At 55.0% G+C, this 26,293-nt stretch carries 30 protein-coding genes and 1 pseudogene; 16 read left to right on the forward strand and 15 right to left on the reverse strand.

From position 1 onward, the window contains the following. Window positions 1-226 precede the first annotated feature (226 nt). The gene (locus J2X72_RS20775; RefSeq protein ID WP_310075088.1) at window positions 227-361 is read left to right on the forward strand and encodes a hypothetical protein; all 135 of its coding nucleotides are present in this window, start codon (window positions 227-229) and stop codon (window positions 359-361) included. Window positions 362-382: 21 nt separating this feature from the next. Here the strand turns inward: J2X72_RS20775 and J2X72_RS20780 are convergent, their stop codons facing one another. Further along, on the reverse strand, window positions 383-1,330 hold the full coding sequence (locus tag J2X72_RS20780; protein WP_310075090.1) for a LysR substrate-binding domain-containing protein: 948 nt from the start codon (window positions 1,328-1,330) through the stop codon (window positions 383-385). A gap of 88 nt (window positions 1,331-1,418) precedes the next feature. Here J2X72_RS20780 and J2X72_RS20785 point away from each other — a divergent pair, with 88 nt between their 5' ends. The 3 genes from J2X72_RS20785 to J2X72_RS20795 all read left to right on the forward strand — a co-directional run bounded on the left by J2X72_RS20785 (window position 1,419) and on the right by J2X72_RS20795 (window position 5,544). Beyond that, complete coding sequence (locus tag J2X72_RS20785) at window positions 1,419-2,108, forward strand: DUF924 family protein (RefSeq protein WP_210003804.1); 690 nt, start codon at window positions 1,419-1,421, stop codon at window positions 2,106-2,108. A 250-nt stretch (window positions 2,109-2,358) separates the two neighbouring features. Next, a complete protein-coding gene (locus tag J2X72_RS20790) occupies window positions 2,359-2,685 on the forward strand; it encodes a tyrosine-type recombinase/integrase (protein ID WP_310075092.1) in 327 nt (108 codons plus the stop codon). Between the two features lie 2,565 nt (window positions 2,686-5,250). Further along, on the forward strand, window positions 5,251-5,544 hold the full coding sequence (locus J2X72_RS20795; protein ID WP_210003806.1) for a hypothetical protein: 294 nt from the start codon (window positions 5,251-5,253) through the stop codon (window positions 5,542-5,544). Between the two features lie 787 nt (window positions 5,545-6,331). Here J2X72_RS20795 and J2X72_RS20800 read toward each other — a convergent pair. Then, window positions 6,332-8,005 carry an arylsulfatase gene (locus J2X72_RS20800; RefSeq protein ID WP_310075235.1) on the reverse strand — a complete coding sequence of 558 codons (1,674 nt, stop codon included), beginning with the start codon at window positions 8,003-8,005 and terminating at the stop codon, window positions 6,332-6,334. A 388-nt stretch (window positions 8,006-8,393) separates the two neighbouring features. Here J2X72_RS20800 and J2X72_RS25095 point away from each other — a divergent pair. From J2X72_RS25095 to J2X72_RS20810, 3 genes and pseudogenes are all read left to right on the forward strand, one after another. After that, window positions 8,394-8,513: pseudogene (locus J2X72_RS25095) on the forward strand (DUF992 domain-containing protein); the annotation flags it as partial. A gap of 325 nt (window positions 8,514-8,838) precedes the next feature. Beyond that, window positions 8,839-9,729: a DUF1254 domain-containing protein gene (locus tag J2X72_RS20805; protein ID WP_310075096.1), complete on the forward strand. Its 891-nt coding sequence runs from the start codon at window positions 8,839-8,841 to the stop codon at window positions 9,727-9,729. A gap of 99 nt (window positions 9,730-9,828) precedes the next feature. Then, a complete protein-coding gene (locus J2X72_RS20810) occupies window positions 9,829-10,365 on the forward strand; it encodes a DUF1214 domain-containing protein (RefSeq protein ID WP_310075097.1) in 537 nt (178 codons plus the stop codon). Between the two features lie 108 nt (window positions 10,366-10,473). On the opposite strand, the gene J2X72_RS20815 is transcribed toward J2X72_RS20810, so the two are convergent. Further along, a complete protein-coding gene (locus J2X72_RS20815; protein WP_210003808.1) occupies window positions 10,474-11,934 on the reverse strand; it encodes a DUF1254 domain-containing protein in 1,461 nt (486 codons plus the stop codon). A gap of 376 nt (window positions 11,935-12,310) precedes the next feature. On the opposite strand from J2X72_RS20815, the gene J2X72_RS20820 reads away from it, so the two are divergent. Beyond that, the gene (locus J2X72_RS20820) at window positions 12,311-12,505 is read left to right on the forward strand and encodes a hypothetical protein (protein WP_210003809.1); all 195 of its coding nucleotides are present in this window, start codon (window positions 12,311-12,313) and stop codon (window positions 12,503-12,505) included. Window positions 12,506-12,768: 263 nt separating this feature from the next. Here the strand turns inward: J2X72_RS20820 and J2X72_RS20825 are convergent, their stop codons facing one another. After that, window positions 12,769-13,590: an LON peptidase substrate-binding domain-containing protein gene (locus J2X72_RS20825; RefSeq protein ID WP_310075100.1), complete on the reverse strand. Its 822-nt coding sequence runs from the start codon at window positions 13,588-13,590 to the stop codon at window positions 12,769-12,771. A 623-nt stretch (window positions 13,591-14,213) separates the two neighbouring features. Here J2X72_RS20825 and J2X72_RS20830 point away from each other — a divergent pair. Then, a complete protein-coding gene (locus J2X72_RS20830) occupies window positions 14,214-14,741 on the forward strand; it encodes a hypothetical protein (RefSeq protein WP_210003810.1) in 528 nt (175 codons plus the stop codon). 83 nt (window positions 14,742-14,824) lie between these two features. Here J2X72_RS20830 and J2X72_RS20835 read toward each other — a convergent pair whose 3' ends face one another. Further along, on the reverse strand, window positions 14,825-15,229 hold the full coding sequence (locus J2X72_RS20835; RefSeq protein ID WP_210003950.1) for a cupin domain-containing protein: 405 nt from the start codon (window positions 15,227-15,229) through the stop codon (window positions 14,825-14,827). 426 nt (window positions 15,230-15,655) lie between these two features. Between J2X72_RS20835 and J2X72_RS20840 the strand changes: the two genes are divergently transcribed. Both J2X72_RS20840 and J2X72_RS20845 read left to right on the forward strand, forming a co-directional pair. Continuing rightward, a complete protein-coding gene (locus J2X72_RS20840; protein WP_405044750.1) occupies window positions 15,656-15,988 on the forward strand; it encodes a hypothetical protein in 333 nt (110 codons plus the stop codon). A 232-nt stretch (window positions 15,989-16,220) separates the two neighbouring features. Further along, entirely contained in the window at window positions 16,221-16,421 is a 201-nt protein-coding gene (locus tag J2X72_RS20845; protein ID WP_310075102.1) for a hypothetical protein, read from the forward strand. 769 nt (window positions 16,422-17,190) lie between these two features. Here the strand turns inward: J2X72_RS20845 and J2X72_RS20850 are convergent. The 3 genes from J2X72_RS20850 to J2X72_RS20860 all read right to left on the reverse strand — a co-directional run bounded on the left by J2X72_RS20850 (window position 17,191) and on the right by J2X72_RS20860 (window position 18,729). Further along, on the reverse strand, window positions 17,191-17,706 hold the full coding sequence (locus J2X72_RS20850) for an autotransporter outer membrane beta-barrel domain-containing protein (protein WP_310075104.1): 516 nt from the start codon (window positions 17,704-17,706) through the stop codon (window positions 17,191-17,193). Continuing rightward, on the reverse strand, window positions 17,703-18,158 hold the full coding sequence (locus tag J2X72_RS20855) for a hypothetical protein (RefSeq protein WP_310075106.1): 456 nt from the start codon (window positions 18,156-18,158) through the stop codon (window positions 17,703-17,705). Before J2X72_RS20855 ends, J2X72_RS20850 begins: the two co-directional genes overlap by 4 nt. A 67-nt stretch (window positions 18,159-18,225) precedes the next feature. Next, on the reverse strand, window positions 18,226-18,729 hold the full coding sequence (locus tag J2X72_RS20860; RefSeq protein WP_310075108.1) for a hypothetical protein: 504 nt from the start codon (window positions 18,727-18,729) through the stop codon (window positions 18,226-18,228). Window positions 18,730-19,542: 813 nt separating this feature from the next. On the opposite strand from J2X72_RS20860, the gene J2X72_RS20865 reads away from it, so the two are divergent. Further along, the gene (locus tag J2X72_RS20865) at window positions 19,543-19,749 is read left to right on the forward strand and encodes a hypothetical protein (RefSeq protein ID WP_210003814.1); all 207 of its coding nucleotides are present in this window, start codon (window positions 19,543-19,545) and stop codon (window positions 19,747-19,749) included. A gap of 503 nt (window positions 19,750-20,252) precedes the next feature. On the opposite strand, the gene J2X72_RS20870 is transcribed toward J2X72_RS20865, so the two are convergent. Further along, on the reverse strand, window positions 20,253-20,999 hold the full coding sequence (locus J2X72_RS20870; protein WP_310075111.1) for a cation transporter: 747 nt from the start codon (window positions 20,997-20,999) through the stop codon (window positions 20,253-20,255). Between the two features lie 66 nt (window positions 21,000-21,065). Between J2X72_RS20870 and J2X72_RS20875 the strand changes: the two genes are divergently transcribed. Together J2X72_RS20875 and J2X72_RS20880 are read left to right on the forward strand one after the other, a co-directional pair. After that, window positions 21,066-21,491, forward strand: coding sequence for a helix-turn-helix domain-containing protein (locus J2X72_RS20875; RefSeq protein WP_210003816.1), 426 nt, complete (start codon window positions 21,066-21,068; stop codon window positions 21,489-21,491). A gap of 281 nt (window positions 21,492-21,772) precedes the next feature. Beyond that, window positions 21,773-21,994, forward strand: a complete 222-nt coding sequence (locus J2X72_RS20880; RefSeq protein WP_210003817.1) for a DUF982 domain-containing protein — start codon at window positions 21,773-21,775, stop codon at window positions 21,992-21,994. A 359-nt stretch (window positions 21,995-22,353) separates the two neighbouring features. On the opposite strand, the gene J2X72_RS20885 is transcribed toward J2X72_RS20880, so the two are convergent. From J2X72_RS20885 to J2X72_RS20900, 4 genes are all read right to left on the reverse strand, one after another. Continuing rightward, entirely contained in the window at window positions 22,354-22,791 is a 438-nt protein-coding gene (locus J2X72_RS20885) for a hypothetical protein (RefSeq protein ID WP_210003818.1), read from the reverse strand. A gap of 127 nt (window positions 22,792-22,918) precedes the next feature. Then, window positions 22,919-23,218: a hypothetical protein gene (locus J2X72_RS20890; RefSeq protein WP_310075113.1), complete on the reverse strand. Its 300-nt coding sequence runs from the start codon at window positions 23,216-23,218 to the stop codon at window positions 22,919-22,921. Between the two features lie 291 nt (window positions 23,219-23,509). After that, the gene (locus J2X72_RS20895; protein WP_210003995.1) at window positions 23,510-23,791 is read right to left on the reverse strand and encodes a hypothetical protein; all 282 of its coding nucleotides are present in this window, start codon (window positions 23,789-23,791) and stop codon (window positions 23,510-23,512) included. 273 nt (window positions 23,792-24,064) lie between these two features. Then, the gene (locus J2X72_RS20900; RefSeq protein WP_310075117.1) at window positions 24,065-24,277 is read right to left on the reverse strand and encodes a putative metallopeptidase; all 213 of its coding nucleotides are present in this window, start codon (window positions 24,275-24,277) and stop codon (window positions 24,065-24,067) included. Between the two features lie 365 nt (window positions 24,278-24,642). On the opposite strand from J2X72_RS20900, the gene J2X72_RS20905 reads away from it, so the two are divergent. Then, complete coding sequence (locus tag J2X72_RS20905) at window positions 24,643-24,834, forward strand: hypothetical protein (protein WP_210003820.1); 192 nt, start codon at window positions 24,643-24,645, stop codon at window positions 24,832-24,834. A gap of 31 nt (window positions 24,835-24,865) precedes the next feature. On the opposite strand, the gene J2X72_RS20910 is transcribed toward J2X72_RS20905, so the two are convergent. Further along, complete coding sequence (locus tag J2X72_RS20910; RefSeq protein WP_310075120.1) at window positions 24,866-25,060, reverse strand: hypothetical protein; 195 nt, start codon at window positions 25,058-25,060, stop codon at window positions 24,866-24,868. 124 nt (window positions 25,061-25,184) lie between these two features. Here J2X72_RS20910 and J2X72_RS20915 point away from each other — a divergent pair, with 124 nt between their 5' ends. Beyond that, window positions 25,185-25,874: a YoaK family protein gene (locus J2X72_RS20915; protein WP_210003821.1), complete on the forward strand. Its 690-nt coding sequence runs from the start codon at window positions 25,185-25,187 to the stop codon at window positions 25,872-25,874. 70 nt (window positions 25,875-25,944) lie between these two features. Here the strand turns inward: J2X72_RS20915 and J2X72_RS20920 are convergent, their stop codons facing one another. After that, complete coding sequence (locus J2X72_RS20920) at window positions 25,945-26,277, reverse strand: hypothetical protein (RefSeq protein WP_310075123.1); 333 nt, start codon at window positions 26,275-26,277, stop codon at window positions 25,945-25,947. Window positions 26,278-26,293 lie beyond the last annotated feature (16 nt).

The raw sequence follows: 26,293 nt of genomic DNA on the forward strand, positions 1-26,293 counted from the left end.
GCAAACATGGCGCCACATTCTGATCATGCCCCTCACAACGCGCAGGTTTTCGAGATTCAGCAGCGTTTGCCAAAGGCTCATGGTTTCGACACCCGCAATCTTTGAAGCTAAATGCAAGACGCCACGACAAATGCAGCTTGCCCGTGCTTTTTTGTCGCTATTATTTCCGAGACAATAGCCATCTAGAATAGTCCCCGGCCGATCCCTTAAGCCCGAGGAAGTATGCGTGCTCGAAGACGAAACAGATGCCGTTGACGATATCGATCGTCACGTCAGAGGCTGGGACCACGCAAGCACCACGCCTGGATCGTTCTCAATGAACCGGCGTCCGAAAAGTGGCGGGCGCGAAACACCGGGCTAGCTGCCCGGCCAGACCCTACAGTCAACAACGCCGCCCCGTCTTCTCAACCATGCCAAAGAGCCAGTTGACCCCCCTGTCCATCATTGCCGCCTTGGTCGCGACGGCAAGAATCTGATCGCACGGCCGTGCTAAAGGAATCTCGGCAATCTCAAGGTCGAGCCGCCCTGCATGTGTCTCCGCCAGACGTCGGGGCACTGCAGTCACGAAATCCGTCCCGGACAGCGTCAGTATCGCCTGCATAAAGTTGGGTACAGTCAGAGCAACCCTGCGCGAACGGCCGAGCGCAGTGAGATAATCGTCAAACATGCCGTAACCATCGCCTGTAAGCGATACAACGATATGCTGCATTTCGCAGTACCGATCGAGTGAGGGATCTTTGGGATAGCCATGACCGGCCCTCGTCACAATGACGAAACTCTCTTCGTACAGCATCACCCCTGTGAAACGGGCGGGTACCGACTGAAGCGGCGCGATTGCTACGTCTAGGGTTCCCGCCTCCAGCTCATCGAGCACAGGCTCCCAGGCGGTCTGAAGGCCTCTTGCCCTGTTGGGCGGCAGAAGCTGTCGTACGCCAAGATCGATGTGCGGTGCGGACAACTGAAGCTCATTGAGCAGCGGGGGCAGTAACACCGCTGAAACACCATCTGGTGCGCCAATCGTAAAACGCCGTCGTGATGTGGACGGATCAAAGGCTTCGGCTGTCGAGACAATCTCGCCAATGCGCGCAAGTACGTCCGACACCGGTTCCCGCAACTCGATTGCACGGACTGTAGGCACCACGCCCTTCGGTGTCCTGAGAAACAGCGGATCGTTCAACAACCGCCGCAGCCGCTTCAAACCATGACTGACTGCCGAGGGCGAGAGATTGAGCTTCTCGGCAGCACGGCCGACATGGCGCTCGTCGAAGACGATCGCGAAAAGCACGAGCAGGTTAAGGTCGGTACGGGCTAAATGAGTTTCATTCATCATATCGTTGAAATCATATCATTGGATTCATCATTATTCATCTGAAATGTTGTGACCACGAATTGTGGTCCAGCAACATAGGTAGCTTGAAATGTCCTGGAATGTGAAAACGCCTGCCAGTCTGGAAGCCTTCCTGGAAATCGCATGGCTGGCTGGAGGTCTACCCTTTGCAGAGGCGGATCGCGGAAGGACGGCCCGCAACCATGCAGATCACGCGATTTCAGATCCAGTAACTCCGACCAAGGTTATATCGGGTGAAGCCGTTGTCGAATTCTGGCGTGCAGCAGGCCCAATACTTTGGTTCGCTAAAGACGCCGATTTCGACCGCCGGTTTCGAGAGCGGTTCCTCGATCTGCACGAGGCGGCGGCCCGCGGCGAGCTTTCCGATTGGCTTTCGACACCGACAGGGGCGCTGGCGTTGGTCATTCTCCTCGATCAGTTCCCGCGCAATGCGTTTCGCGGAACCCCGCGCATGTACGAAACGGACCAAATGGCGCGAGAAATTGCCAGCGATGCGATAGTGGCGGGTTACGACGAAGCTATCGAAGCGGAAATGCGCCTGTTCCTGTACCTGCCGTTTGGTCATTCGGAAAGTCTGCCGGACCAGTTGCTATCCGTAGAGCTCGGCAAGCGGCTTGGCCAACCGAACCTTTCACATGCCCGGCGGCATTGCGACATCGTCCAAAGGTTTGGACGCTTTCCGCATCGCAATCCGATTTTGGGGCGCACCATGCGTCCTGAAGAACAGCAATATCTGGATGAAGGCGGTTATCGGGGCTAGCGGGCTGCCCCTTGCCGCCCTGGGAAGTGAGCTGGCGCGAAGCGACAAGCCCGATTCGCGACGCAGCGTCCGTGGGCTTCCACCGACTTGTCGACCTCGTCGCCGCTTCTTATCCCGTCCCAACTCGGTCGCTGCCAGAAAAAAGGCGATGGTCGCCGTAGCGACCATGATCAGCGCTGTCACCAATGTCCAGTGAATTCACAATGGAATACTATTTCACCACTGCCGAAATCGCACGTATGGAGCCGCATTGATCGAAAGCGAAACCGTTGGGATCCCTGGGGCGTTTGATGAAACGAAGCCAACTTCGAAACACGTCCCAAAAAAGGAGCGCCGTACTCTTCTCGATCCCTTTGCCGTCGCGGCGATTCGACTCCTTCTGCTCACGGGCGCTCGAAGCGGCGAAATCCTTAGCCTATCATGGGACCAGATCGATTTTGAACGCCGCTTGATGTTCCTGCCCGACAGCAAGACGGGAAGAAAAGAAATAGTCCTGAACAACGCCGCCATTCTGAAGCGAGGCCGGACACTGGCCGTTCTCGGCGCCAACGGCGTCGCAAGACTAACTCGTCGATGAGTTTCTTCAGAGCTCGTAGATTCAGCATCCATGTGCGGAAAATTGTAGAACTATTCCATCTTGCCCCTTCGTTGTTCTATTTACATTTCGTGTCGTGATTTTCGTCGCTTGGTGGGTGAGCTCACTTATGTCGGCTGATACGAGAGAGCCGGATTGCAAATTATATTCAGTGCCTTACCCCTTCTTTTGTTTCGCGCTGATGGACGAAAAACCCTTCAAAGAAGTGCGCATCATGACGAGCCAACCCGGACAGACCTACAACGTGAAAAAAGCTCGCAGGATTATTTTTTCCCCACGAGCTTTTTCTTGGAACTAGCGTGCCTAATATTAGTCTACTGAGATCACGTCACCCGACCGACGATCCACTGCGACTCTAATATCATTGCCCCTTCGATCAGTGCCACGCACTACAAAGTTTGAGCGAGTCCTTCGAACGTCATCAATCTGACGGACCCCCTCATGGCGCGCGATACGGATAGCCTCCCGCTCTCCTATACCAACGTCCCGACGCATTCCATCTCTCGGCACTATCCGGTCTTGTTGCTGGTGCATCCTTACGCCGTTCGGTCCGATCTCAACGCTCTGGGCAAAAGACGGTGCCGCCGCTGCCAGAGCGAGCATTGCAGTCGCACCGATGATCACAAATTTCTTAAACATAAATTTCTCCGCAAATGGTGGGTTGAAATGACCATTCGGATTTTAACGTGCCACGACCATTAACGTTCCGGTCTAAAGAATAGTCTGAGGGCCAAATGGCCAAGCAGGATCCGGTTGCAGTGGACAGACCTACTCAGAAGTGGCGCAGGGGGCAAGCCACGGCGCAGGGCGTAATGAAAAAAGGCCCCACCATCCCGAAGGACGGTGGGGCACGATAATTTTCTTGGGTAGAGTAGAGGCTCATCCTGGCGGAGGAACTCTCCGGTCGCGCTCGATGCGCTCAAGCCTGTCCAGAACTTGCACGTGCAAATCACGCTGACCGAAGAATCCTGATTGCGTCTGTTTGATCTCGTCGATCTGTCGTTGGATGTTCTGGTTCGATGCCATCCGGGATTCGCGTTCGTTTGAAATCTGCTGGTCGTAGGATAGCCAAACGCGCTCATGCTCTTTCCGGGGCACTTGATCCTCTTGCAGAGATTTGACCGACGCTTAAATACGGGCCCTGTCTTCGGCTCCCCTCGCCTGTCGCCAGTCCATTTCCTGCCGCGATACCATTCGCTCAGTGATGGTCAGCACTGATGCCTTTAAATCGGTCGTAGCGGTGTTGATGGGCCAATAGGCTGCGCCGGCGGCGCCTGGACCATGACGGTAAACTGCGCCACGCATCATTCAAGGGGATGCGTGAGGCCGCTGACCATGTCGAGGTTTTTGAGCTGGAGGAATTGAAGGCTGGGAATTGACGCTTTTATTTTCTGAGGAACATTCCCGCTCGCCTAGTGTTGTTAGCTGGTTGAGGGGGGCTTGGCACTCTTCAGCAAGGGGCTCGGTGTCGGACGGTTACCACGATATCGGGCCTCATCTTTTGTTAACCATACAGGCGCAGGCTCAAAGGGCTGATGGTCCTCATTTCTATCGGCAACCCGACCTGCCTAAGTAGTGCGTACACGGCAGGTCGGGAACTCAGCTCCCGCAAAAATGGAACGTTCAGCGCAATGGCTAGTTATCGTTTTGCTGGTTAGTCCTTCTGACCAGCGGAGACTCGGCCTCAATGATCTCTTCGGTTCTAGGGTGCCGAGTCTCTCTTGTTGGATACCACTGCCAACTCCTTCAACCTAAGGAACAATCTAATGGCTGTTCCCTTATCGAGCTGATGAAGGGAGGAATTCTGTGACAGCGGCTGCTTACGATCTTCTTTGGGTCACACTTCCAATTCTCGTCCTGGCGCTGGCCGCCTCGATACCTGGGAACGAGCCGCCTGCTTTTAGCCTGAGAGTGGTATTGGTTTTGAGCGTACCTAGTTCATTCCCGTACTGGTCAATAATCTCGTTACTGCTATCACCGACCAACGCACTGCTTCTGGCGGGTGAAAGGGAGAATTTCCAACAGGTTTGCGATCTCCCGAGGCGTCAGTTTCGGATTGTTTGTCCTTAAACTGGACACGTAATCGGTGAGCCTAGTCGCATTATCGCGCTTATCCCGTTTCGGTCTGTATCTTTTCCGAGGCTCGTTCATTGCCGTTCCAGTTTTTGAGACTTGGACGCTAGTTGAGTCGCCAAGGCGGAGCAAACTCGTTTTCGGCAGCGATACCCAGGGTTGCCGTCGGTAAATGGTTGCTACCAAATCCTATCGCATGCGATAGGTCGAGGCTCACGCATCTTTGAACATCGCCAGCCGGAGCGTGGAACGCCAATGGGCAAGTCCTTCCGATGGCACAAGAGCAAGCCGCGGCACCGCGGCAGGGTCTCATTTCCCTGGTCGCTGGTTGCCTCACCATTCATGACGGTTCAAATTGTTGCGATGTCATTGACTCTCTCTGTCTATTGGCGGACTATTCAAAGGTCGTCAGGCATTCATGGCCACTGGCGCTTGAGAGATGGAACGTGCTCCCGCCTATAATGGGGTGCAAGCATGACTTTTCAACCACTCACATCCGTTACCGAAGACGTGTATGGCCAAGAGGACTGGCGCGTGATGTCCGACGCCTACGAAAGGGCAGCTGCAATGCTAGGACGTTCACCTTCGACCGATCCGCACGCGCAACGCCTGGCGCGGGAAGTCATGCGCCTCTTTGACAGTGGCAAACGCGATATCCAACTGATCACCTCGATGGCAGTCATCAATGAGCAGACTATCGGGTCTGAAACCGAACAAGGGCGTCGCCGCCACAGCTCACATCTATCGCATTGCTCTGCCAGATACTGACCGCTGCAAAACCTGCCCTGCTATCCTCGTTGGAAAGAAAGCTCTCTCCGGATCCGAGCGCCATCCAGACAGCCAAGGAAGCCGGCAATTACGTGGATGAGCCCGAACGTCGACCGCCTACCGGCAAGTCATTCCGGTGGCACAAGAGCAAAACAGAGACGCATGGCCTAGGGAACCAAAGTCATCGTTTGTATGTTGATAACCCAGTTGCTCTGGTGGGCAGCCGAGGTCCTGGCGTCGCGCGTGCCGAACATAGCGGCGCCGGGCTCACCTAACGGAGATCAAATAATGCCTCTAGTAACCAATAAAAGAAGGCCTCTCCCATTGGGTGAAACTCAAAATTTCAAGCGGTCTTCGTCTGAAGTTAAGCTCGATAACGCCACCGACATTGCCAAAAGAGCTTTGGAAGAAGAGCGCCGCCGAGTGAAAGAGAAGACGGAGCGCCTCCGCAAAGCACGTCTTGATGCTGAATCCAGATCCAGACGCTGAGTTCCAGAAGGTCACGAAGCTCGGCATCGATTACGGTCAGGTACCTCGCCGTCATTTTTCGCAGGCAGACCCCAAGAACATTCGAGCTCCTATAGGGTTGCACTCATCGGAGAGAGGGGGATGACATTCTCCCGCAGGGGCGCGTCTTGTCACCGACAATTAAACCCCGCGTCGGGCCTCACATTCGGTGTTGGGACAGAAAAGGTCGTCGTTGCGTTGCGGTGTCCGAACGTGCTGTTCTCCATGCACGAATGGGATTGAGGAAGCGGACGCCCGAGGGCATCCGCTGTAGTGCTCGCTATTCGCCTGCCCGGCGTTCGGCACTCATTTGCTTCACCTGCTGGACGACCTGCTCGAGATTGTAGCTCGCAGGGTCCTGCATGGGGGGGAAGTCGACGTAGCTTTGAAGTTCCTTCAACCACAGCACCTGGCCGATAGGCAGGAGGTTCCAGTCGTAGATGTAGGCGGTCAAGGGTCCTGCAAGCGTTCCGCCTTGGCCCATAAGAGTCTTTATCTGCTGTCCGACCGAGGTTTCGAACGGATCGCGCTTGATATTGACAACTTGGGTCCAGTGGTAGGGAACCACACCGTTGAGGAAGCCTTCGGGTGAATCGGACACCATCGCGAAATACATCTTCCAGTTCTTATAGCGGACGGCTGAGGGGTCCTTGCCGGAATAATAGAAGAACGTATCGCGAGCGGATTTCTCCGATTTTCCTTCAAGATAGTCACGCTGGTTGACACCATCAAGTGTGGTTTTGACGATCCCCGGATAGGCGCCCTTCTCGATTTCCGCCTTGAGTTCATTACCCTTCGGACCACCGGCTATGTCCACCAGCGTAGGTAGCCAGTCGAGCGAGGCGAAGATGTCGTTCTTCACCGTTCCAGGCTCGATATGGCCGGGCCAGCGTACGACCAAAGGCGCACGCATGCCGCCTTCCCACGTGGTCAGCTTACCGCCTTTGAACGGGGTCGTGCCGCCGTCAGGAAAGGTGATGGTTTCCGCGCCATTGTCGGTGGTGAAGGCGATGATGGTGTTGTCGAGCTGTCCCATCTCCTCCAACTTCTTGAGCACGTAACCGATATTGTCGTCCATCTGCTTCATGCCGGCTTCATTGACGCCCCAGTCCTTGCCGCCGGGTTCGCCTACCATGTTCATATATTTATCCGGCAGCACCGTTGTCACGTGCATGCGGGCCGGGTTGTACCAGACGAAGAACGGCTTGTTGGTCTTCTTCGGGTCATTGCGGTCGAGGAAGTCGATGACGTGGCTCGATATCTCCTCGTCCACCGTCTTCGAGCGTTCCAAGGTCAGCGGGCCTTCATCCTTGCAGGTTTGGTTGGCGGCAGTCCCGTCGGAGGATTTGCAGGCCAGCATCGGACGCGGCGGCGTCAGGCAAGTCGTTTTGGCCGGATCAACTGCAGCCGGGTCTTCTTGGAGCCCGGGGATCGGCGTGTTCTTGCAGGGCGGCGCTACCGTCTGCTCCGTCGGCGTCTTGTTGATGTCGGGGAAGCTTACCCCCTGCATGGCGTCGAGGTGATAAAGATATCCCCAAAACTCGTGAAAACCGTGAGCGGTCGGCAGAGCCTCGGTGTGATCGCCTAAGTGGTTCTTCCCGAACTCGCCGGTGTTGTAGCCGAGATCGCGCAAAAACCACGACAAAGTCGGCGTGCCGGGCTTGAGGTAAGAGGGACTGCCCGGCAGCTGCGGTGGGATCATGCCAGTACGAAGCGGATGCATCCCCGTCAAGAATGCGTTGCGCCCCGCCGTGCAGCTCTGCTCGGCATAATAGGTCGTAAACATCGCACCTTCATTACCGATGCGATCGATGTTGGGCGTTTCCCCGACCATCAGGCCGCGGTGATAAATACCCGGCTGCATCCAGCCGATGTCATCGCCCATGATGAACAGGATGTTGGGCTTGTTTTGCGTGTCCTGCGCCTCGGCGGGTGCGAGCGCACCGCATGACATGGTCCCGGCTACCAAAGCGCCAAGACCGAACTTCAGGATCCTCCCGGTCATTTTTAGCTCCTCCGTTTGACATTAGTATTTATGGTTGATCGAGCACCGCGTGTGGGGCTCGAAATGTGCTTCCCCAGCTGTATGAAACAACGATGTGCGCAATTGCTGATTGAATGTTCGAGGGTACGCAGAGTAATCGCGGGGGTGACATACCGACCGTTCAAACACGACTAAGTATTTTCTTTACGAGTATGGCTGCTACTTTCAAATTATTCTTAGATCCGCTGCGAGTGAAGTACGTAACAGTTACAAAAACGGATGTTTTCGGCAGATCCCTAAAGTTTTAATTATTTCAGGTTCCCGCAGGTACCTATGACGGTGTGGAGCCAATGCCTCGGTTGACCCCGGCGCAATCATTCTCATAGGCGACACAGGCAAACCGTTTTCCTTGCAGCCGATGTCTGTGGAAGGACAGGAGGGCATTAATTTCGCCGGAGCCGTTGCGACCGTTACTTAAAATCCAGCACCCTGATAACAGCCGCATAGGCCGAATGCGCGCTGCAACTTCAATTCGATACAAGCAATAGCAATCCTGCCAGGTTGACAGTCGACTGGCAGCGACGGCGATGGCGTGCTTGCGGAGATGAGTAAGCTCCAGTCTCCATGGCGAACAATGGCGCGGCCAGTGCAAGCTGTTCTGCCCACCGCGGATCTGACTTTACGGTTATTTACTGTAACGTACTTCCAGTCTCATTTCTCCCTATGCGAACGGTGCGATGCAGCAACTTTTGCATGCTGGAGCTCTCAGCGACCAATCCCCATCGTTCAAATTGAGGAACAGTATGCAGCTCAAAATGGCAGGCCTTACCCTCGCGATGCTGCTTAGCGTCGTCTCAACGTCGCAAGCCCAATTGTCGCGTTATGATGATCTTTCTAAAATACCGCTGACCGAGGGTTATCTCTCGAAGCAAGACACCGCAACGCTTAAGGACGAGTTGCTCTTTCAGCGCGCGGTTCAGAGCTACCTGTGGGCACAGCCCGCGTTGAACATCTTTGCGATGAAGGAAGGGTCGGAAAAACTCTTCGGCAAAGGCTACAATGTGTTGCCCGTCTGGAAGGAGCGCTTGAACGCTAACACGCAGGTGACGACGCCCAACTCCGATGTGATCTATGCCATGGGCTATCTCGACCTCGGCAAGGATGGGCCGATAGTGCTTGAAGTGCCGCCAGGCCTGCAGGGCATCCTCGACGATTTCTTCCAACGGCCGATCTGCAACCCCGAACCGACAGGAGAAAAAACCTGGTATCCGGAGCCCTATTCCAAGGATATCTGGTGCGGCGACGTTGGGCTGCCTGGACCGGACATGGGAAAGGGCGCGAACTATCTCGTCATTCCTCCGGACTACGCAGGTGAAATCCCGAAGGGCTACATCGTCTACAAGTCCCGTACCTATAACGTCTTCGTCTTCTGGCGTGCCTTCTTCAAGGACCCGAAAGACCTGAGCGGTCCGGTTGATCTTGTCACCAAGACCAAAATCTATCCGCTCGGCAAGAAGGATAGCGCCAAGCCGATGGAATTCCCGGATGGCTCCAAGGCTGCACCCAATATGCTTTACCCGACGGATGGGAGCGCCTTCGATATGCTCTCGCGCTTCATCGATAGCGAGTATGTTGACCCAACCGATGCGGATATGCGGGGCATGCTTGCCAGCATCGGCATTATCAAGGGGTAGCCTTTCTCACCCGACGCTCATACCCGTGACATCCTCGAGAAGGCCGGGAAAACCGCTTTCCGCATTGGCCGGGCGATTGCCTATGACCCGCAGCCGATCGTGCCTAACACCCGCTGGTACAAGGACCGTCAATGGGTGAACCCGTTCCCTGCGAACACAGAGTTCACCGGTCCTTCGTTCAAGTATCTTGATCTGCGCACCGGGTTCTTTGCACTAGCCTATTCCGCAAGCCCGGCAATGGCGGTCAATATGGCTGGCATGGGCGCAAAATACCCGGTGGCCTTCACCGATGCGGATGGTGATCCGCTGTCGGGCGGCAAAGCCTACAAGCTCAAGCTGCCGAAGGAAATTCCCGCTGGTATCTTCTGGTCCGTGACAGTCTATCGGCCCGAAACCGCTGCAGGCCTTGCCAACGGCCAGGCATTTCCCTCCCTCAACGCGATGGACAAACCCGAAGCCAACGCTGACGGCTCGATCGACATCTATTTCGGACCGGAAGAGCCGAAGGTGCGCGCAAGAAACTGGCTGAAAACCAATCCCGGTGAAGGCTTCTTCGCCATTTTGCGCCTCTATGGCCCTAAGCAGCCGTTCTTCGACCAGACCTGGAAACCGAGTGATCTCGAGAAGGTCAGGTGATCTCAGTTGGACCGTTGCGAGAATATTGCGCAGCGTATGCTCTATCAGCATAAATGAGGGGCGGCTCTGTTGGGCCGTCCTCTTACGGTTCAGTGGCGGTGAGCACCACTATTTTACTCGTTCGACCTTTGGTGGCAACCAAGTGCCATCAAGAACCGCCTGCTTGGGCCAATAGGTTCGGATATAGAGGGAAAATACGTCCGAAGGCGCTGGCACCCAGTTTGATTCCCTTTCCGGGCCAGGCGAGGCGTGCTGGAAATACAGAGTTAGCGACCCGTCCGCATTGTACTTTAAGGCTTTGTTCTTTGTTCCCAGCGAGAAGCGATTGAGTTTGTTGGGCTCAAAGAGGTGTTCCTTGTTGTAGAGCGTAAGCGACCAAAATCCATCCACGGGTGGCAGCTCGCCCTTCGCAAAAGTCACCGTGTAAGCGTTCTTTCCTGTCAGTCGCTTCTTGTCGGCGTCGAAGTCAGTATAGATGTAGCGGGTTTCCTCGGGAGCATTGTCATACATGTTCGACCGCGCGGTCGCCGCGCGTGATAGATAGTCGTATCCCCATCTCGCACCGTTCGAAGGTGACGACCAGCCATTTCCGAGCGGAATCCCGTTGTTACGGAAATCGAAGAGCGGCTTGATCAGTTCGTCCTCGGATTTGACCGCAGTGTCCACCAGCATCTTTTTGATCGCAGGATCACGCCCGGACGCTTCAAGTAAAGTGTTGAACGTCGAATAGAGCGCTTCTTCGCCGGGAAGCGGTGGCACATCCTTGAGGATGATCGCAAGCTCCTCGAAGAACTTGTCCGGCATCACCCATTTTGTTTCGCCTGCACTTCTCTCGGCAGGTGATGGATAAGTATTGAATTTGGTCCAATCCCGCGACTTCATTTTTCCATCGTACTCGGAGACTGGATAAACCATCATTTGGCTGATCAGCGGTTGCACCGCCTTTTTGTCTTCCGGAGTGTCATCCTGGAAAACCCGAGGGAACATTGCTGTCAAATCCGTCGGAGATCGAATGACTGCATTGACGCCAGCTGGTGTCTCACCTTTCCAGCCGGGGCCAACGACGAGATAGAAGCCGGGCTTAGTGTTGTACTGCTTGCCGAGCTGCGCAAAGGTGTTGGTACGCGCGTCGAGCAACTGGTAGGTATAGAATCGGTCCCCGAAGTCCGGCACCTGGACGATGACCGGATGGGTATTCACACGCTGGTAGCCAGCGCCGTAGACCGTGTCCTGGTTGGGGCACGTAACGAAGTGCTCGGCCGAGTCGATGTAGTCCGTCAGCATCGACACATAACCCGACGGCGCAGCCGGAATGACACCCTCGATACGACCTGGTTCTGGGAGCTTCGCCACGGCCAGTGAACGGTTTAAATTGTCTACCAGCGGCCAACCCCAAAGGTAGGCAAGCCGCGCAACGGCCTCAACGTACTCTTTGGTTATGATGGTTCCCGAAGGAACACCGGCGATATCAGCAGGCGTCGTTGGCATCTTCACCTGTTGTGCAAAAGCGGCTCCGTGTACTAGGGCGAGAGCGGTGATCGCGATCATGCACCGGGGTGTCATCTTCATAGCAAGCTCCTTTAGTCGAGAGCCCGAGGTAAAGGCGCGGCAAACGTAAATTGAAGTACGTTACTGTTAATGATCGCAATTTCAGGCGGGAAACCATGGTACCGACGGGTGGCTACCGAGGGTCCGACTGTTTATTGTTTTTGCTGGATTTTATCGATTTTTTCGAATGCCATGTGGCGCAAAATGTGGAACGAAATGTGGCGCAATGTGCTGACCGATTCCATGAGCTAGGAGCGCATCCTAGGTTGCCGTTGCCGCGCCAGCGACCCCGCCATTTGTAGGCTCGCAAATAAAACCGTCAACGCTATGTCTTTTGGCGGACAAAAAGCGGAACGTTTGTCGTGACAGCGGGTTGGGGTTCCGAGGGACGAAACCCATGAACGAGCGCAGGGATGAGAAAGAGAGCAAAGTCACTGCCGACGGGCTGCGGCAGGCCTCTAGGCACGACGGATTTAGGAACCACATCGTTGACGCATATCGACCGCCAACAACAAATGTGGGCGACCAGTTTGACGAGCTTCTGAAGAGACTTGATGCGGCCGAGAACGAGCAACGAAAGCCCGTGGGTTAGACTTCCGGCGTGACAGGCCGATAGATTGCGTTTTTAAATCAACAGACGTTTCAAGTTCCAATCGAAACAACGGGCGGCAAAAGCAGCAAAAGTTGAAACCGCTGTTGACAACGATTCTGCGCTATTGAGCGGCTGCTTCTGGCCCAACCGGTCATCGGCTCGTCGCAAACATTCGCCGCGAAACTCCAACTTTTACGACCGAGTTCCGCGACGAGAATCCTCAAACCTTTCAGAGAAAACTGGTGATTCGCAAAAGTCGGTATTTATTCAACAGCTTTGGGTCGGCCAGCGCTCATCAGCTCGATGAGCCTTTCGAGACGAGTCGCGACGTCACTGGTTTCCAAGAGTTGCTGCTTCTGTTCGATACTGGTCGATAGCAACGGGGCGACTGTGTCGGCTAACAGGCTCGGATTTCCGATCGAAGGTAGGCCGAACCTGACTTTGGATCCCGGTGGAAGTGCAGAAAAATCGACCCCGGCGTAGATCTGGTACGCATCGATAACCGCACTCGAAAGAGCGGCAGCCTCCGTCGATTGGCCGCGTTCGTCGTCAATCGGCGTAACCTCCGCTGCCAGGACCCCATCATCGGTCAGGCGGGCGAGGCCTGTTCGCTGAAGCCCGCGTACGGTAACCTTGAGAGTCCCGTCCACCTGTGTCTGGCGATCTATCACGTTTGCTATGACCCCCACCGCATGGAGGTCTTCGAGAGTGCCGGGATGATCGTAGCCGCCATTTCTCTGGGCAACAACGAGAACGCGCTGATCGCTGACAATAGCGCGTTCCACGGCCTGGCGGGTTTTTTCGCGCGCCACGAAAATCCGCGAGATCATGTGCGGAAACAGTACCAGATCCCGCATAGGAACGATGGGGATGCCAGCTTCGGCTGGAATATACGTCGTAGCTCCCACCGAGGTAGCAGATAACTGGGTCGCCTGGATCCTTGCTGCCAATACGTTCCAGTGTCGAAAACCAAGAATTCGAGCAACGAGCTCCAGGCTCTCACTGTTAGTAAAGGCGACAGATTTGGCATGAAGCGCTTCACGTAGCGTTTGCGCCATAGCTTTGGCATCGCGGAAATCGCGCATGAGATGATCCTTTGCATAAACGAACAAAAACCGTCAGGGGCTTGCGTTGCTGACCCGTTCGTTCGGGCAAAGGGAGCCATAAGCGATACGTTCACCGTACCCCGATGGGGCGCAAGCAGTAGGTCGTATCCACCGAGGACCAATGTGCGCAGAAGGTTTGTAGCCTGTCAATCTTGGGATGGGCGAGATTCCGTTTTGGGGTCGGAAGCCGCCGCTCCCCTGTCGCGCAAGTCGAGACTTAAACGACACATGTTTTCCCGACTATTGCGGCATGGTTGAATACGGAGTTCTGCGAGAGCTGCAATGACGGTCCGAGTCATCAGAACAAAATGACAGCATTCCCATTTCGTCAAGGACGAAGATGCGGCAATCACGCCCTCGAAGACAGGGCTTCAAAGAGGTGAATCGTTTCGGCCGATTGACTCCTTTGGTCCGCAAGCAGACAGTAGAAAGAGTTGCCATCAATTTATGACACGCTGGCGTTGAGGAAGTGGCTCAAGACGTGTCCTTAAGGCCAAGCCCGTTACAGAGAAACTGCCCTGGAGCCTCCTGGCGAGGGGTTCGCATGGATAGATCCGTCGCAGCAAACAAACAAGGTGCAATGAGCACAAAGGGGAACATTCATGCGAAACTTCCTGACACTCATCGCGGCAACATCAATAACAATTTCGTCTGCGATGGCAGCTAACGCACAAAGCCAAAATCCCCTCCCCAAGGCAAGCGATGTGCTCGTCCGGTATGGGAAGGACATCGAAGGCTGGACCATCTACACAAATAAAACGCGCGGAGATTGTTTGATCGTGCGCGACTTTGGCCAGGGTTCGGTGCAAATGGGCGTTACCGCAAATCAGGAGGTCGGGTATCTCGGCGTGTTCACAAAGGCGGATATCGGCCTTAAGAACGGGAACACGACGGACATCTTCGTCGCACTCGACCACAATCTTTATAAGGGTGTGGCTACCAGCACGAGCGGCGAACTCAAAGGCGGACTTTCTGGCGGTTACATCCTGACCGACGACCCGAAGTTCAAGCGAGACGTGGCAAAGAAATATGAAATGACCGTGTTTCCCGAAACCAAGGGGACCTTCGTCGTCGATCTGAAGGGAACTTTTAAGGCAATGGCAGCGGGGAAAAAGTGTCTAAAGCATTGACAGCGCACCCCAAAGCGGCTGGTGCACTAGACCTTTCCAAGCAACGAGCAGGGGGACGCATCTGACATCGATGGCGATTGCGATTATTTGTCAGGTTTTGTCAGCTCGGCTTCATCAGTATCGACTACGAAAACCGCGAGAATCTTCGCAGGTTCGCTTTTACTGGCGTTCGCGCTGACCCGATGGTGATCGCCCGGAACTTCAATCCAGTTTTCACCAGTATTGTAAACTATGACCTTGCCATCGTTGATCTGGCTTTTGATGCGCCCCTGGATGACGGTAGCGTAGATAAAGGCGCTCTTGGCGTGAGTGTGCGACGGATTAGACCCACCGGGACCATATTCAACCAACACGCCGCGCATGCTCTTACCGGGCACATTCGGAAGCTTTTGATCGAAGACCACCGTAACTTTGGCATTGTGTGGTTTGTCAGCCGCTGCCGCGGGTAAAGCAATCAGTGCCGCGCATATACAAACACTCTTGAGCATTCGCATGGAGTTTCTCCTTTTCATCATATCGTATGCGGGACCATATCGGAAGAGCATGGAAGGAAATATCCATACCCAAGTCTAGAATACCACATGCTTCGGTAGTATACAGAGTCAGTATTTATCTAATCGCTGCTGCTTAAAATCGTTGTGACTAGCTTCCTAGTGTAATCAAAATTACCTATGGGAAGTTACGGAACTTAGCCTCGTCGTGCACCATTAAAGGCCAATGGCAAAAAGCTCCATCCGCAAACTGCAGACGATCGGCCTTCTGTCCGATCTCGATGCACCACTCAGAGCCAAGCAACCAAGCCGCGGGATAAGCGACAGCCGCAGCTTGCGCTTGATCCAATGCCGGCGAGAATTGAACCTGCTCTTGCCCTGTTGGTGAAGAAACCGCCGAGCGGAAACAACTGGGCATATGAAGTGAAATGGGACGGTTATCGCCTTGCTGTCCATGTGGAGCCGCGTCGAGTTCGCATCATCACCCGCGGGGGCCACGATTGGACATCCTATTTTCCAGCAATTGCCGCGGCAGCTAAAGAGCTCGGCCCTGCTACCATGATCCTCGATGGTGAGGCGGTTGTGCTTGACGAAAAGCGCCTACCAAACTTCGGATTATTGCAACAGGCCCTTGGCGGCCGGCGTGCAACGCGGGCAGCACGCGAGGCGATCCTCTATGCATTCGATCTACTGTACTTTGACGGCCATGTCGGATGCGATGATAAAGCTCGTTCACGCGATGGCGAGCGAAATTAGATCGATATGGGATATTTTTATCTGCTATGATCTAAACGGGTTTCGCCTAATCATTACACTCCATTAGATTGCAAACGCTATGACGACTATTTCATCCGACATGATTTCTATCAATTGGAACTTGTACGCTTTAGCGGTAATCGCCGTCATTGTAGGGATCTGGTTATTTTTTATATTGCGGCGACGGATGCGATGACACCGCTTGCCACCATGAGGCACTCCGGAGCGTACCATGACTGAAGATGACAGGCGGCTCATGACGGAGATTTCCGCACAGGCCGATATCGCTTATCAGTCCCGTCCCAAGAGAACGAATTCTATGGCCCTTGCCAAAGCACTCGGTACAGACTTTCCTCATCGAAAAATTGAGGAAATTCATCGGAAAATCGGCATTGTGTGGAGGCTAAGAGGATTACTTTGTTGCGACCAATAAAAACACGAAGTGCATAATGATGACCTGGCCCGCCCGGAGGAAGCTTCATGAATATCGATATTTGCCCTATCTCAGGTGATCCAGTCGCATCTTTGCTGAGAACCGGGGATTACATCGAGTTCGACCGCCCAACTTGCAGACGTTTTCGTATCCAGCAGTGGAATCCATGACCGAATTGTCTCGTCAAGAAAAAGAGGCTCCTCTAAGTAAAGCCAAAAGGGACGCCCAGGGCGGTGACGGCATACCCTTTATCAGAGAGGTATGAAACTGTGTAGCCAATCGAGGGCCGCTCGCGATGAATGACAAACTCGAACGGCGCAAATACAAAACACCATGGTGGTTGAAGGTCTGCATCTTCGTCGGCGGCGTTGCCATCGCGCTGATCATAGCAAGCATCCTAACCCGGTTGTGAGGGCACGTCTGCGACTGCTCGGCAGCAACACGAGGGTGTGCAGAACGCTCCATTGTACTCCACTTATTGCACCGCCAGAGAATGAGCCTGTGGTAGGTAAGCCAACACGGTGGCGCAAAGCTCGGGCTTGGCGTGGGTCCTAGCGCTAATTGTCGACTGGCAGACATCTTTTCGTCTGCGGGCAGACACATGGTTGCAAACTTACAATTTTATAATATTCGTATGCAGGTCAGCGCCTCTTTCATGGGATCTCGAAGATGTCTCAGGAACTGGACCACAAGCTGGACTGCCCGAACTGCAAGGCAATCTACCTTAGAATTCCCGAGGATGTGTGGGGTCACACCCCTATTAACTGCACTAGCTGCGGGGCGTTGGCGGCGTTGTCGGGGGTGTGGTTGGCGGTTTTGTCGGTGCCAATTGGGAACGCAGGTACCAGTCGCCATCGCCAGGGGTGCTTACCCCATTCTTGTTCAGCGTATAGCCACAGGCACCCGCGACGACCGCCTGCTGCCCACTGATCACATAGTCACCCAGCAGCGAAAAGACGCCGCCCGAAGCGCCGCCCACGTCGACGATCTTGATGCCTCCGACCGTCTGTCCGCCGGTCCCACCAAGATTGGTCACCTGCACACTGGTCGTGCCCGCGGTGGCGCCGGTGACGACGAGCCGGTCTGTGGGCGAGGCATCGCCGCCGAGCTCGGACTCGATGACCAGCGTGCCACCATTGCCGGTGTAGTTGCCGTCGATCGTCAGTGTGCCGATCGAGTTGCCAGGCGCAATCGTGCCATCGCTCGTCGTTGTGCCGACCTCGCCAATGCCTTGCAGCCGCCCGCCGGTCTGAACATTCACTGTCCCGCCAAGGATGCCGTTCACTGACAGCTGCCCGCCTTGATCGCAGTGCTGCCGGCGAAGGCGGAATTGTCGGCGGTTATGATCGTCGTGCCGTTACCCATCTGGCTGATCGCGCCAGTGCCCACAATAAGATTGTTGAAGCTGAAAATGTCGGAGCGATTGAAGGCGAGCGTACCGGCACTGGCGGTGGTGAGATTACCGACGACACTGCCGCTGGTGCCGCCATTGCCGAGCTGCAGTGCGCCGTCCAGGATATTCCAATTCGTGGTGGCTGTGCCGGTGCCGGTCAGCGCCCAGGTGCTGGCGCCTGTCTTCTCGAAGGTGTCGAAATTCCGATACTGCGGGCCGATGGCCGACACGTCGAAGATGGCGTCTTCGGTTCCGCCAAGACGGAAGGTATCGTTCGGGCCGACCGCAGCGTTGCCCACAACATTGCCTTCGATTAGCGACCCGGCCTGAAGCTCGAGGCTCAACGACTTTGACGCACCCGACTGTAGCAAGATGGCATTGGCCTGACCCGCCCCAGCGCGAATGATGCCGCTATTTATAAGGTTCCAAGCTGGCGCTGACTGTGTTGTTTACGATAGCTATCGCTCCGGCTCCGCCTTCGATCGTGCCGGTGTTGACGATGGTTCCGGTTCCAATGCGTGGCACCGCCAATATCGACACCATTTCCACCAGACGTCGTGGCGCGCTGTCGCCTCCCTGGATAACGCCATTATTGGTCAGCGACGAATTTGAAAAAATCCGAACACCCGTCTCTCCGGATCCGCCTGCTCCACCAGTGACCGAACCATTGTTGACGGCCGCAGCTGACTGGTTCAGCCAGATCCCGGTCTGTCCAGATGTCGTGCCCGCAGGACCGGCGCTACCAGCAACCAACACGCCGGAAAACGTTATCTGGGAGCCAGATGGAAACGGACCCGAGAGATGAACTGCCCCTCTACTGCCCACGGTTGCCGCGTTATAGATACCCGAAAGTGTAAAACCTTGCGCATCGATCGTGATCGGTTTGGCTGGCGACGGCAAGGTTGTGTTTGCCACCAAAGCTGCTCGTCAACACAATTGTTGCGCTGGCATCTCCATCACCGTTAGCCCTTGTGATGGCATTTCGCAGCTCAGTGTCGTTGCTGACGAGATAAGTGGCGGCCGAGGCTGGTGAACCGAACGAACAGGCTGTCGCTAGCGCCGCAATGCAAACTCCCGCGAGGTGCGCGTTCCGTGTCCCCAAAATCCCATTGCCAATGCCTGTCCCCACCGACCTTGCACCTCATTACTGCGCCCGGAGTTGCAAATTATGAGATCGGTAGGTACATCAATAGGTTGTAGTGCAAAACTTCTTGTTGCTTAAAGACCCTACCATCTGTTGCACCGGAGCAACGAAGGAAGAGCGCCGCTGGTAGTCCGAGCTATCCAGTCCACCAGATGGTGCTTCAGGGCGCATCGGTGACTTTACTACCCTGAGTTGTTAGTCGGCAAATCCCAGAGCAAGCCACCGCGCAGGGCCTATTGCAAAAAGCCGACTCCCCGTCCCGCATGACTGAGAGGCGCGATAGATGGCCAGTCCGTTGGATTTCCCGGCGTGACAGGCCGATAGATTGCCCTTGTAAATCAACAAACGTTTCATATTTCCGCGTACAATAACGGGCGGCAAAAGCGGCAAAAGTTGAAACTCACTCTTTATTTATATGGCCGCTCTATTCTTAAGATGGGGTCAGCTGTTCGCGGCGATCCAACTCCACTCCGGCCGGTCATGAGATGCAACTTGCGACGCCTTGCTGACGTTGGGCGTTAAGTACATCCTAGCCTTGGATTGGAGAGACCTATGGTTCAGAGATGCGAAAGGACGAGACTATCATGGATGACGACGAGGAACTCATGCGCGAAATCAACCGTCAAGCCGACAGGGCCGAGGAGATGCGGCCGGCCCGGATAGACCGTTACGCCTTGGCGGTAACGCTGGCTGGTCGTTTCCAGCAGCATAGCGCGGAGGAAATCGAAAAATTGCTTACCGGTGTGTGGCGGGAGAGACGGCTTGGCTGGCAGGCCACCAAGCCCCGCTAGTCCGAACGTGTTGGAAATGCTCTGTGTGCCCCTAGATGAGCGGACCTGCGCGCCCTCGAAAAGCTTCTGGACCTTTTGGAAGAGGCCGGGAAGAACCAGTCTCGCTCTTAGTCTCACATCCTAGTTAAAAGGTTTGCTATGATCACTGCTATGACCACCCGCTGATGAAAATACAGACTTTAAACTACCGGGGCATTTTATATCTTTGTCGTGCGGGCTTGTCGTTCATGGGCAGAAACCTCAGATTGGATGGTTAGTATCTTCCTGAAGGCAATCCTTACACGATTAGGTGAGGCCCGACGCCGTTGTAACCTTGACGACATCGAGCCCCGCGTCAAAGAATTCGGCAACCTCCGACATTCAACAAACCGCGTTTGGTTGAAAATGTTCCTCAGTATCTCTTGGTAACGATAAACGGTCCTCCCAATGTCAATAGTAATGGAAACATCCGACTATGCCACTTCGAGAAACGCTAAAACGGGCGAAGGAGTGAGCACGGTTGGTCAAACGCGATGTACGGCAACCTGACTAGCGTGGCGCTTTCCCTCGTGATACTCCCTCCACGCCTGTCGGAGGATTTGCACCGAAGATGTAAGGAAGATACCCGCCATGAGTGCCGCAACCGCCAAGTCGGGCCATGCGGTCGACGTGCCCCACACTCCAAAAGCCGCGGCCATCACTACAACGTTACCGATCGCGTCATTGCGAGAGCAGAGCCAGACAGATCGAACATTTGCGTCACCATCTTTATAGGGCCGTAGCAGGAGTACGGAGCCAAGGTTTGCCGCCAGCGCCAGGAAACCGATGACACCCATTACTTCAGCGCTTGGAACTCCGAGGACAAAGACCTGATAGACGGTCGAACCAAAGACCCAGAGAGCCATGACGGAAAGCGAGAGTCCCTTGAACAGGGCGGCTGTTGCGCGGGTGCGCAGGCTTGCCCCGATCACGGCGAGGCTCAACCCGTAGGTGACAGTGTCAGCCAGAAAGTCCAGAGCATCCGCCTTCAACGCCTGCGAACCCGCCAGCTGACCTGCTAGCATCTCCATCAGGAACATCGCACCGTTGATGGCGATCACAGTCCGGAGTATCCGCTTGTAGCGCGGGTTTAGGCCGTCAAAGATTGGCACTCCACCGGAACAGCAAGTGTCTTCAACCTTGTGGAGAGCGGCTGGCTTGTCCACCGGAAAGTCCAACGGCGCCGGTGCGCAAGAAGTGCTCGTTTCGTGATTACAGCAATGTTCAGCCATGCAGTGCCTCCTTTAATGTTGGCACCCTAGTCCCTATAGTGACTAAAGGTTCAAGGGGGTTTTTTCATGGATTTTTCGATTGGCGAACTCGCGCGGCGCACACAGGTAAAGGTGCCAACCATACGTTACTATGAACAGATTGGCCTCTTGGCGCCCCCACCTCGCACGGAAGGGCAGCAAAGGCGCTACGACAAGAAGGGTATAGCGCGACTTGCCTTCATCAGGCATGCGCGTGAGCTCGGCTTCAACATCGAGGCAATCCGTGCGCTTCTCTCGCTGCAGGACAATCCGGATCAATCTTGCAGCGTTGCCGACAGGATTGCATCAGCGCGCCTCGCTGAAGTCGAGGAACGCATTGCAAGCCTCAGCGCCCTGCGAACGGAATTGGAACGGATGATCGAGGAATGCGCCTGTGGCCGAGTCGCTGAATGCTGCGTGATCGAGACCTTGGCAGACAACAGCCACCGGAATGGCCGCTTGGCTGAGAGCTGATCGCATGGCATTGTCCGCATGACAGACGCAGTTGCATATGCGGCCTCTAGCTCGGGCAGCGGAACCATCTATATAGGTGAGCATGTTGACGATTCTGGTTTATGCCGGCGCGGCATCGCAAGATCGCCGGTTGCTTCGCCTTCTGGGAGTGGCTCAGGCACGACATTCGGCCCTTTGGATCATGCCAGGCATGGCCTCGCTGGCGCTGTTTGCCTACCTGCTTACTTTAGTTGACGCCGTTGCAGCCGGACGCGCCTACCTCGGCACTTCAAGCCGCAGAAATGATTCTCACAGATTGGCCGATCGAGGAAAGCGAGATACTGACCGCTGCGAAGCATGCGCTGTTGGCTTGCCTCGAGGGCGACCTCTCCCCCGGATCGGCGCGCTTTGCATTCATCCAGGCGGCCAAGGAAGCCGGCAACTACGTGGATGAGCCCGAACGTGGACCGCCTACCGGCAAGTCATTCCGGTGGCACAAGAGCAAACAGAGACGCATGGCATGACCGAACTTCAATACATTTGGCTCAGTGGGCTTCATGGCGACCCGCTGTTCGACCGAAATCACAGGCTGTGGTTCAACGGCCACGTCATGCGAGCGACAAGGATGGATTAAGTGGGACCAGGTCGGGCCGATACGATGGTCATGGATATTGACCGGGGCCGGCGAAATGGCACTCAAGGAACGAAAAACGGGATCGCGCCTGAGATTGTAAAGCGCGCCGGCCTTTCAGGAAATTAGCAGGCACCCAAAATTCTGGAGATCTTGCCGAATTTCATACCTTGAGGTCTAATGAAATGTCCCGTGCCCACTGGACGGAGGCTCGGCGGATTTATCCCCCATGGATATCGGCACCGCTGAGCCTCATTCAGTCCGGGGCCGGTCCATCATAAGGTCACGGAAAGAACGGAAATGCTTCGGATCAAACACGGAGTTCGAACAACGTTCGGCGACATCCTGTGGGATGAGCCCCTTCCCCCGCTCTATGAGAGCCGTGAAGAGTGCATAGCTGCCATCGAGACTTTTATGGAGGTCTTTGATCATAGCGAAGAGGAACCGGAAAATCACCGATGGTGCGCCTGGAACGATGAAACACTGAATGAATATCACTACTGGTGGATAACTGTGGCCGAGAGGCCGGTCACAGACGAAGACAATGTTGCCTAGCTTGCTTGTGTGTCCGTATTGACGAGCCGGAACGAGGCCGCCGACGGGCACTTTCGCTGGCATACCCTCGTAATAGCCGAGCATGCCGAGGAAGATGCTGAGGGCGCGAAGGATGGCGACGATAACGGCGCTCATCGGCTAGAGTCCCGAGACGCAGAGTTCAGCTTCGCCCAGGCGCTGCTTGTCACCCATCTCGCGACGCAAGACCAGACCATTGACGATGCGACCGCCGGCGGAGTGATTCGAACAAAGGAGAAAAACGCTAACCAGCCAGTCGCAGAAGCGGATAGAATAACTGAGGCGATGGAGGCCTTTGCACGGCTGCTTGACCTGATCTTGTTGATTGGCGCCCTTTCAGATTTTCTTGAGCGATAAGGCGAGCAACGAAGCCAGCTGCGACCGCGAAGAGGGTCAGCACGGCGAACAGGCGTTGCGGGATTGGGAGAAAGCCGTCGAGCAGCGGCAGAGCGGCCTCAAAGCCGGACAGCAGACCGGCGAGCAGCATCAGGCGCATTGACCACGCTTTGCGCAGCACAGAGCGCCAGTCGTCTATGAGACGCATCGTCATTTCCTTTTTGTTGCCATTTTTGAAAAAACTACCGAGTGCCGACTCCCCGTGTCGGCCAAGCCTGTTAGAACTCGACTTCTTTTTCACGCAGGCTGAACGGCCCGATCCGCCGGTCTTGCGTTTTCCGGCAGATTGGGCTTGTCCGTTGGACAGGTAGGGAACTAATCGACCAGTGCTGTCGTTAGAGCCGGTCAGTTAACTCACGATAGCTGACAATGAGCCTGAAGCCGACACACCCTTTCATGACACTTCAGGCAAAGCGCCCGGCCGGCTAGTTTAGCGCTTCTAGTTGGTCGGGCTGCTGCCTACAGCGCCGCGATCAACGCTGCTCTGTTCGTGGTCATTTCCTTTTTGAGGAATGTCGGTATGGTGGCGGCGCTGAGATGCCCACATCGTCAGCAGAAGCCCGGTCTGTCGGTCATTGCGTTTCCGGTAGATCTGGCTTTGCTGCCCCATGGTGCGGGCACGCGCGCCGGTAATCCTAAGGCTTGCCGAAGCAGCAACGTCGCGATCACTACAGCTAATCCGCTCTTGTGATTTGACGCCCTGTATAGAGGTGACCATCATGTCGGCAGTGCCCGGTTTTGTTGGGCAACGAGTCCCGGCCCCCCGAAGGAAGTTCGGTTCCCTTGCCGGGATCGTCATCATCAAACTGTCAGACCTTAGTCTGAGCCTTCGGTCCGTATCCCGCTGCCATTTTGAGAGTATTTTAGGAGCACCTTGGCACCCCCGTGCCTGGCGAGGCCTGCTGAAAGAAGGTATCACTTCTTTTTCACAACAGGCCAACGAGGCTCGAACCTCCGGTAAATTGCGTTCCGGAGGCTCGAGCTTTTTCTTTTGTTAACCATGCAGGCGCAGGCTTCGATTGCTGACCATAGTGCCCACTTCGTCGGCACCCGGCCTACCCTTTGGAGCGCCGAAAGGATCCGTCTCTTGTGCGGCGTGATAGAGCTCATGCTCGACCAATGCGCAGAATTCTGCGTCGCTACAGGACATGGCGTATTCAGCCTCGAAGGTAAGAATGAAATCGGGGACATGACCGAACCATCCCACAATCTGCTCTTCTGCCCGAGCCTTACTCCCATTTACCCATCATTCCCGATGGCTCGCCCTCTTCACACTGTCCAACGATGCGACGGCCCTTGCGGCTGTTGCTTACATTGGTCCAGAGCATACCCATGGAAGCCGACTGCAAATGGAGTGGTGTGGATTGAACAGCTTGCCATCATCTTCGATGAACGTCGCTCTAGCCCACTCGACCAAATTAGCATCCGGAGCAAAGCTCATCCTCGCATCAGCGGCGGTAATGTCTTCAGTTGGAATTGGGCGTGACGCCAACATCTCAATCGATCTCCGCTTGCATTTCGCTATTGGTGAGCGTCCAATAATCTGCGCGACGTATGCGCGGAGGAAATGTAATGACCCACGATAAACAGGCTTCGGGTTGGAAGAACCGCACCTCTGGAAAGGCTGGAGAGACCTATACGGTTGACCATCTTGTGGAAGCGTTTGGTCTTAATAAAGATGACGCAGAACAGTTGATCAACAAATACAACGGTGATTGCGAAAGGATCAACGAATTTATCCGCGCTCGAAAGACGCGTAAGTAAAGCTCTTGTGGCGTTTTGCCGTCAAATTGGCTTAAACCACTTCGTTATCCCACCAGGCTCGATGATACCGTGAAAAAAACGGGCCATGCGTATCACCCGTGGCTTTGGCGCCGATATAAGAACCTCGGTGCTCCTGCCAAATCGCCAGCATAAGACCGTGTTGCTTGTGCGTCACAAGGATGGCATCAGTCATTGCGAGCTCGGGCTCGCCCTTGATCCAACGCATACCGGCTCTCCAAATGGAAACGGCAACCCGAAGGCCACCGCAAGCGCACTACGATGTGCGGCGATATATTGCTTTTCGTCAGAGACTCAGCGCTGCTGTGCTTTAACGCGTTTCAGGGTCTGCAATGCTTATTCAAGAGGGCGACAGCCGCACAACTCGTATCGATCTTATGCTGGCGGCAATACTCTCGTTTGTTGCTGGCACGGTGAATAGTGCCGGCTATTTTGCTTTTGGCTATTTTTCCGCAAATATGACAGGCAATGTATCGCTTCTCTCGGACCATGTTTCGCTTGGGCAGTTTGCTGTCGCCACAGCCTTCGCATCGATTGTCGTGCTGTTTATTTTAGGAGCGTTCGCAGCGTCCCTATTTATCCAGCTCGGCAAAGATAAGAACTGGCGTAGGGTTTATGCACTTACACTCCTGGCAGAAGCATGCTTGCTCCTTGTAGTGGGGGCCTTGGATATTCATGGTTCCGGCCCTTTGATAGGGACTTCAATCGTCGGCATCCTCAGCTTCACGATGGGGATTCAAAACGCCGCCTCTACACGCATATCGACGGGCCGGGTCAGGACGACGCACGTTTCCGGAGTAGCGACCGACATAGGCGTTGGGTTGGCAACGCTATGGAGATCGAATGAAACGAAAGCACGAATTGGTGCGATCCAGCGTTTAAAGCTGCATTCTGCAACAATCGTTGCGTTCCTCTTCGGAGGAATTGTCGGCGTCGTTTCTTACAGGCTGATGCAAGGTGCCATTTTCTGGGCAGCATCCATTCCGTTATTCTTGCTATGTGCGAGATATCTCAAGCGCTGATTCGGATCAAACCGATGATACTTGAGTTATGAGCCCCACAAGATGACTACTTCTCCACGCCGCACAAATCCTATTGTGGGGCGATACTTTGCGGCTTGCCTTGGGTATCTCCGCCTGAGCCAGTTTGTGGCGTCGACTTTTCCGCAGGTGCGTTAGTCGTTGGCTGATCGCCTGTTGGCGGCGTCTGATCGGAAGGTTTGTTCTGGTCAGTCGTAGGGGCATTCTGACCTTGGGTCGCTTGATTGTCAGTGCTTTCGCCAAACATTTCGGCGCCACCCCAGGCCAAGAGTGCAAGCAGCAAACCACCGATTAGAACCCAAAGAACGGGTTTGCCGAGTGGACCCTGTCTCGATTCCCTCGCAGTTTCCTTGACGTTATTGTCTGGTGTGCGCTGATTGACCATTGTTCGTCCTTTCGTT

The organism is Phyllobacterium sp. 1468 (genome assembly GCF_031455525.1).
Classification (GTDB): Bacteria; Pseudomonadota; Alphaproteobacteria; order Rhizobiales; family Rhizobiaceae; genus Phyllobacterium.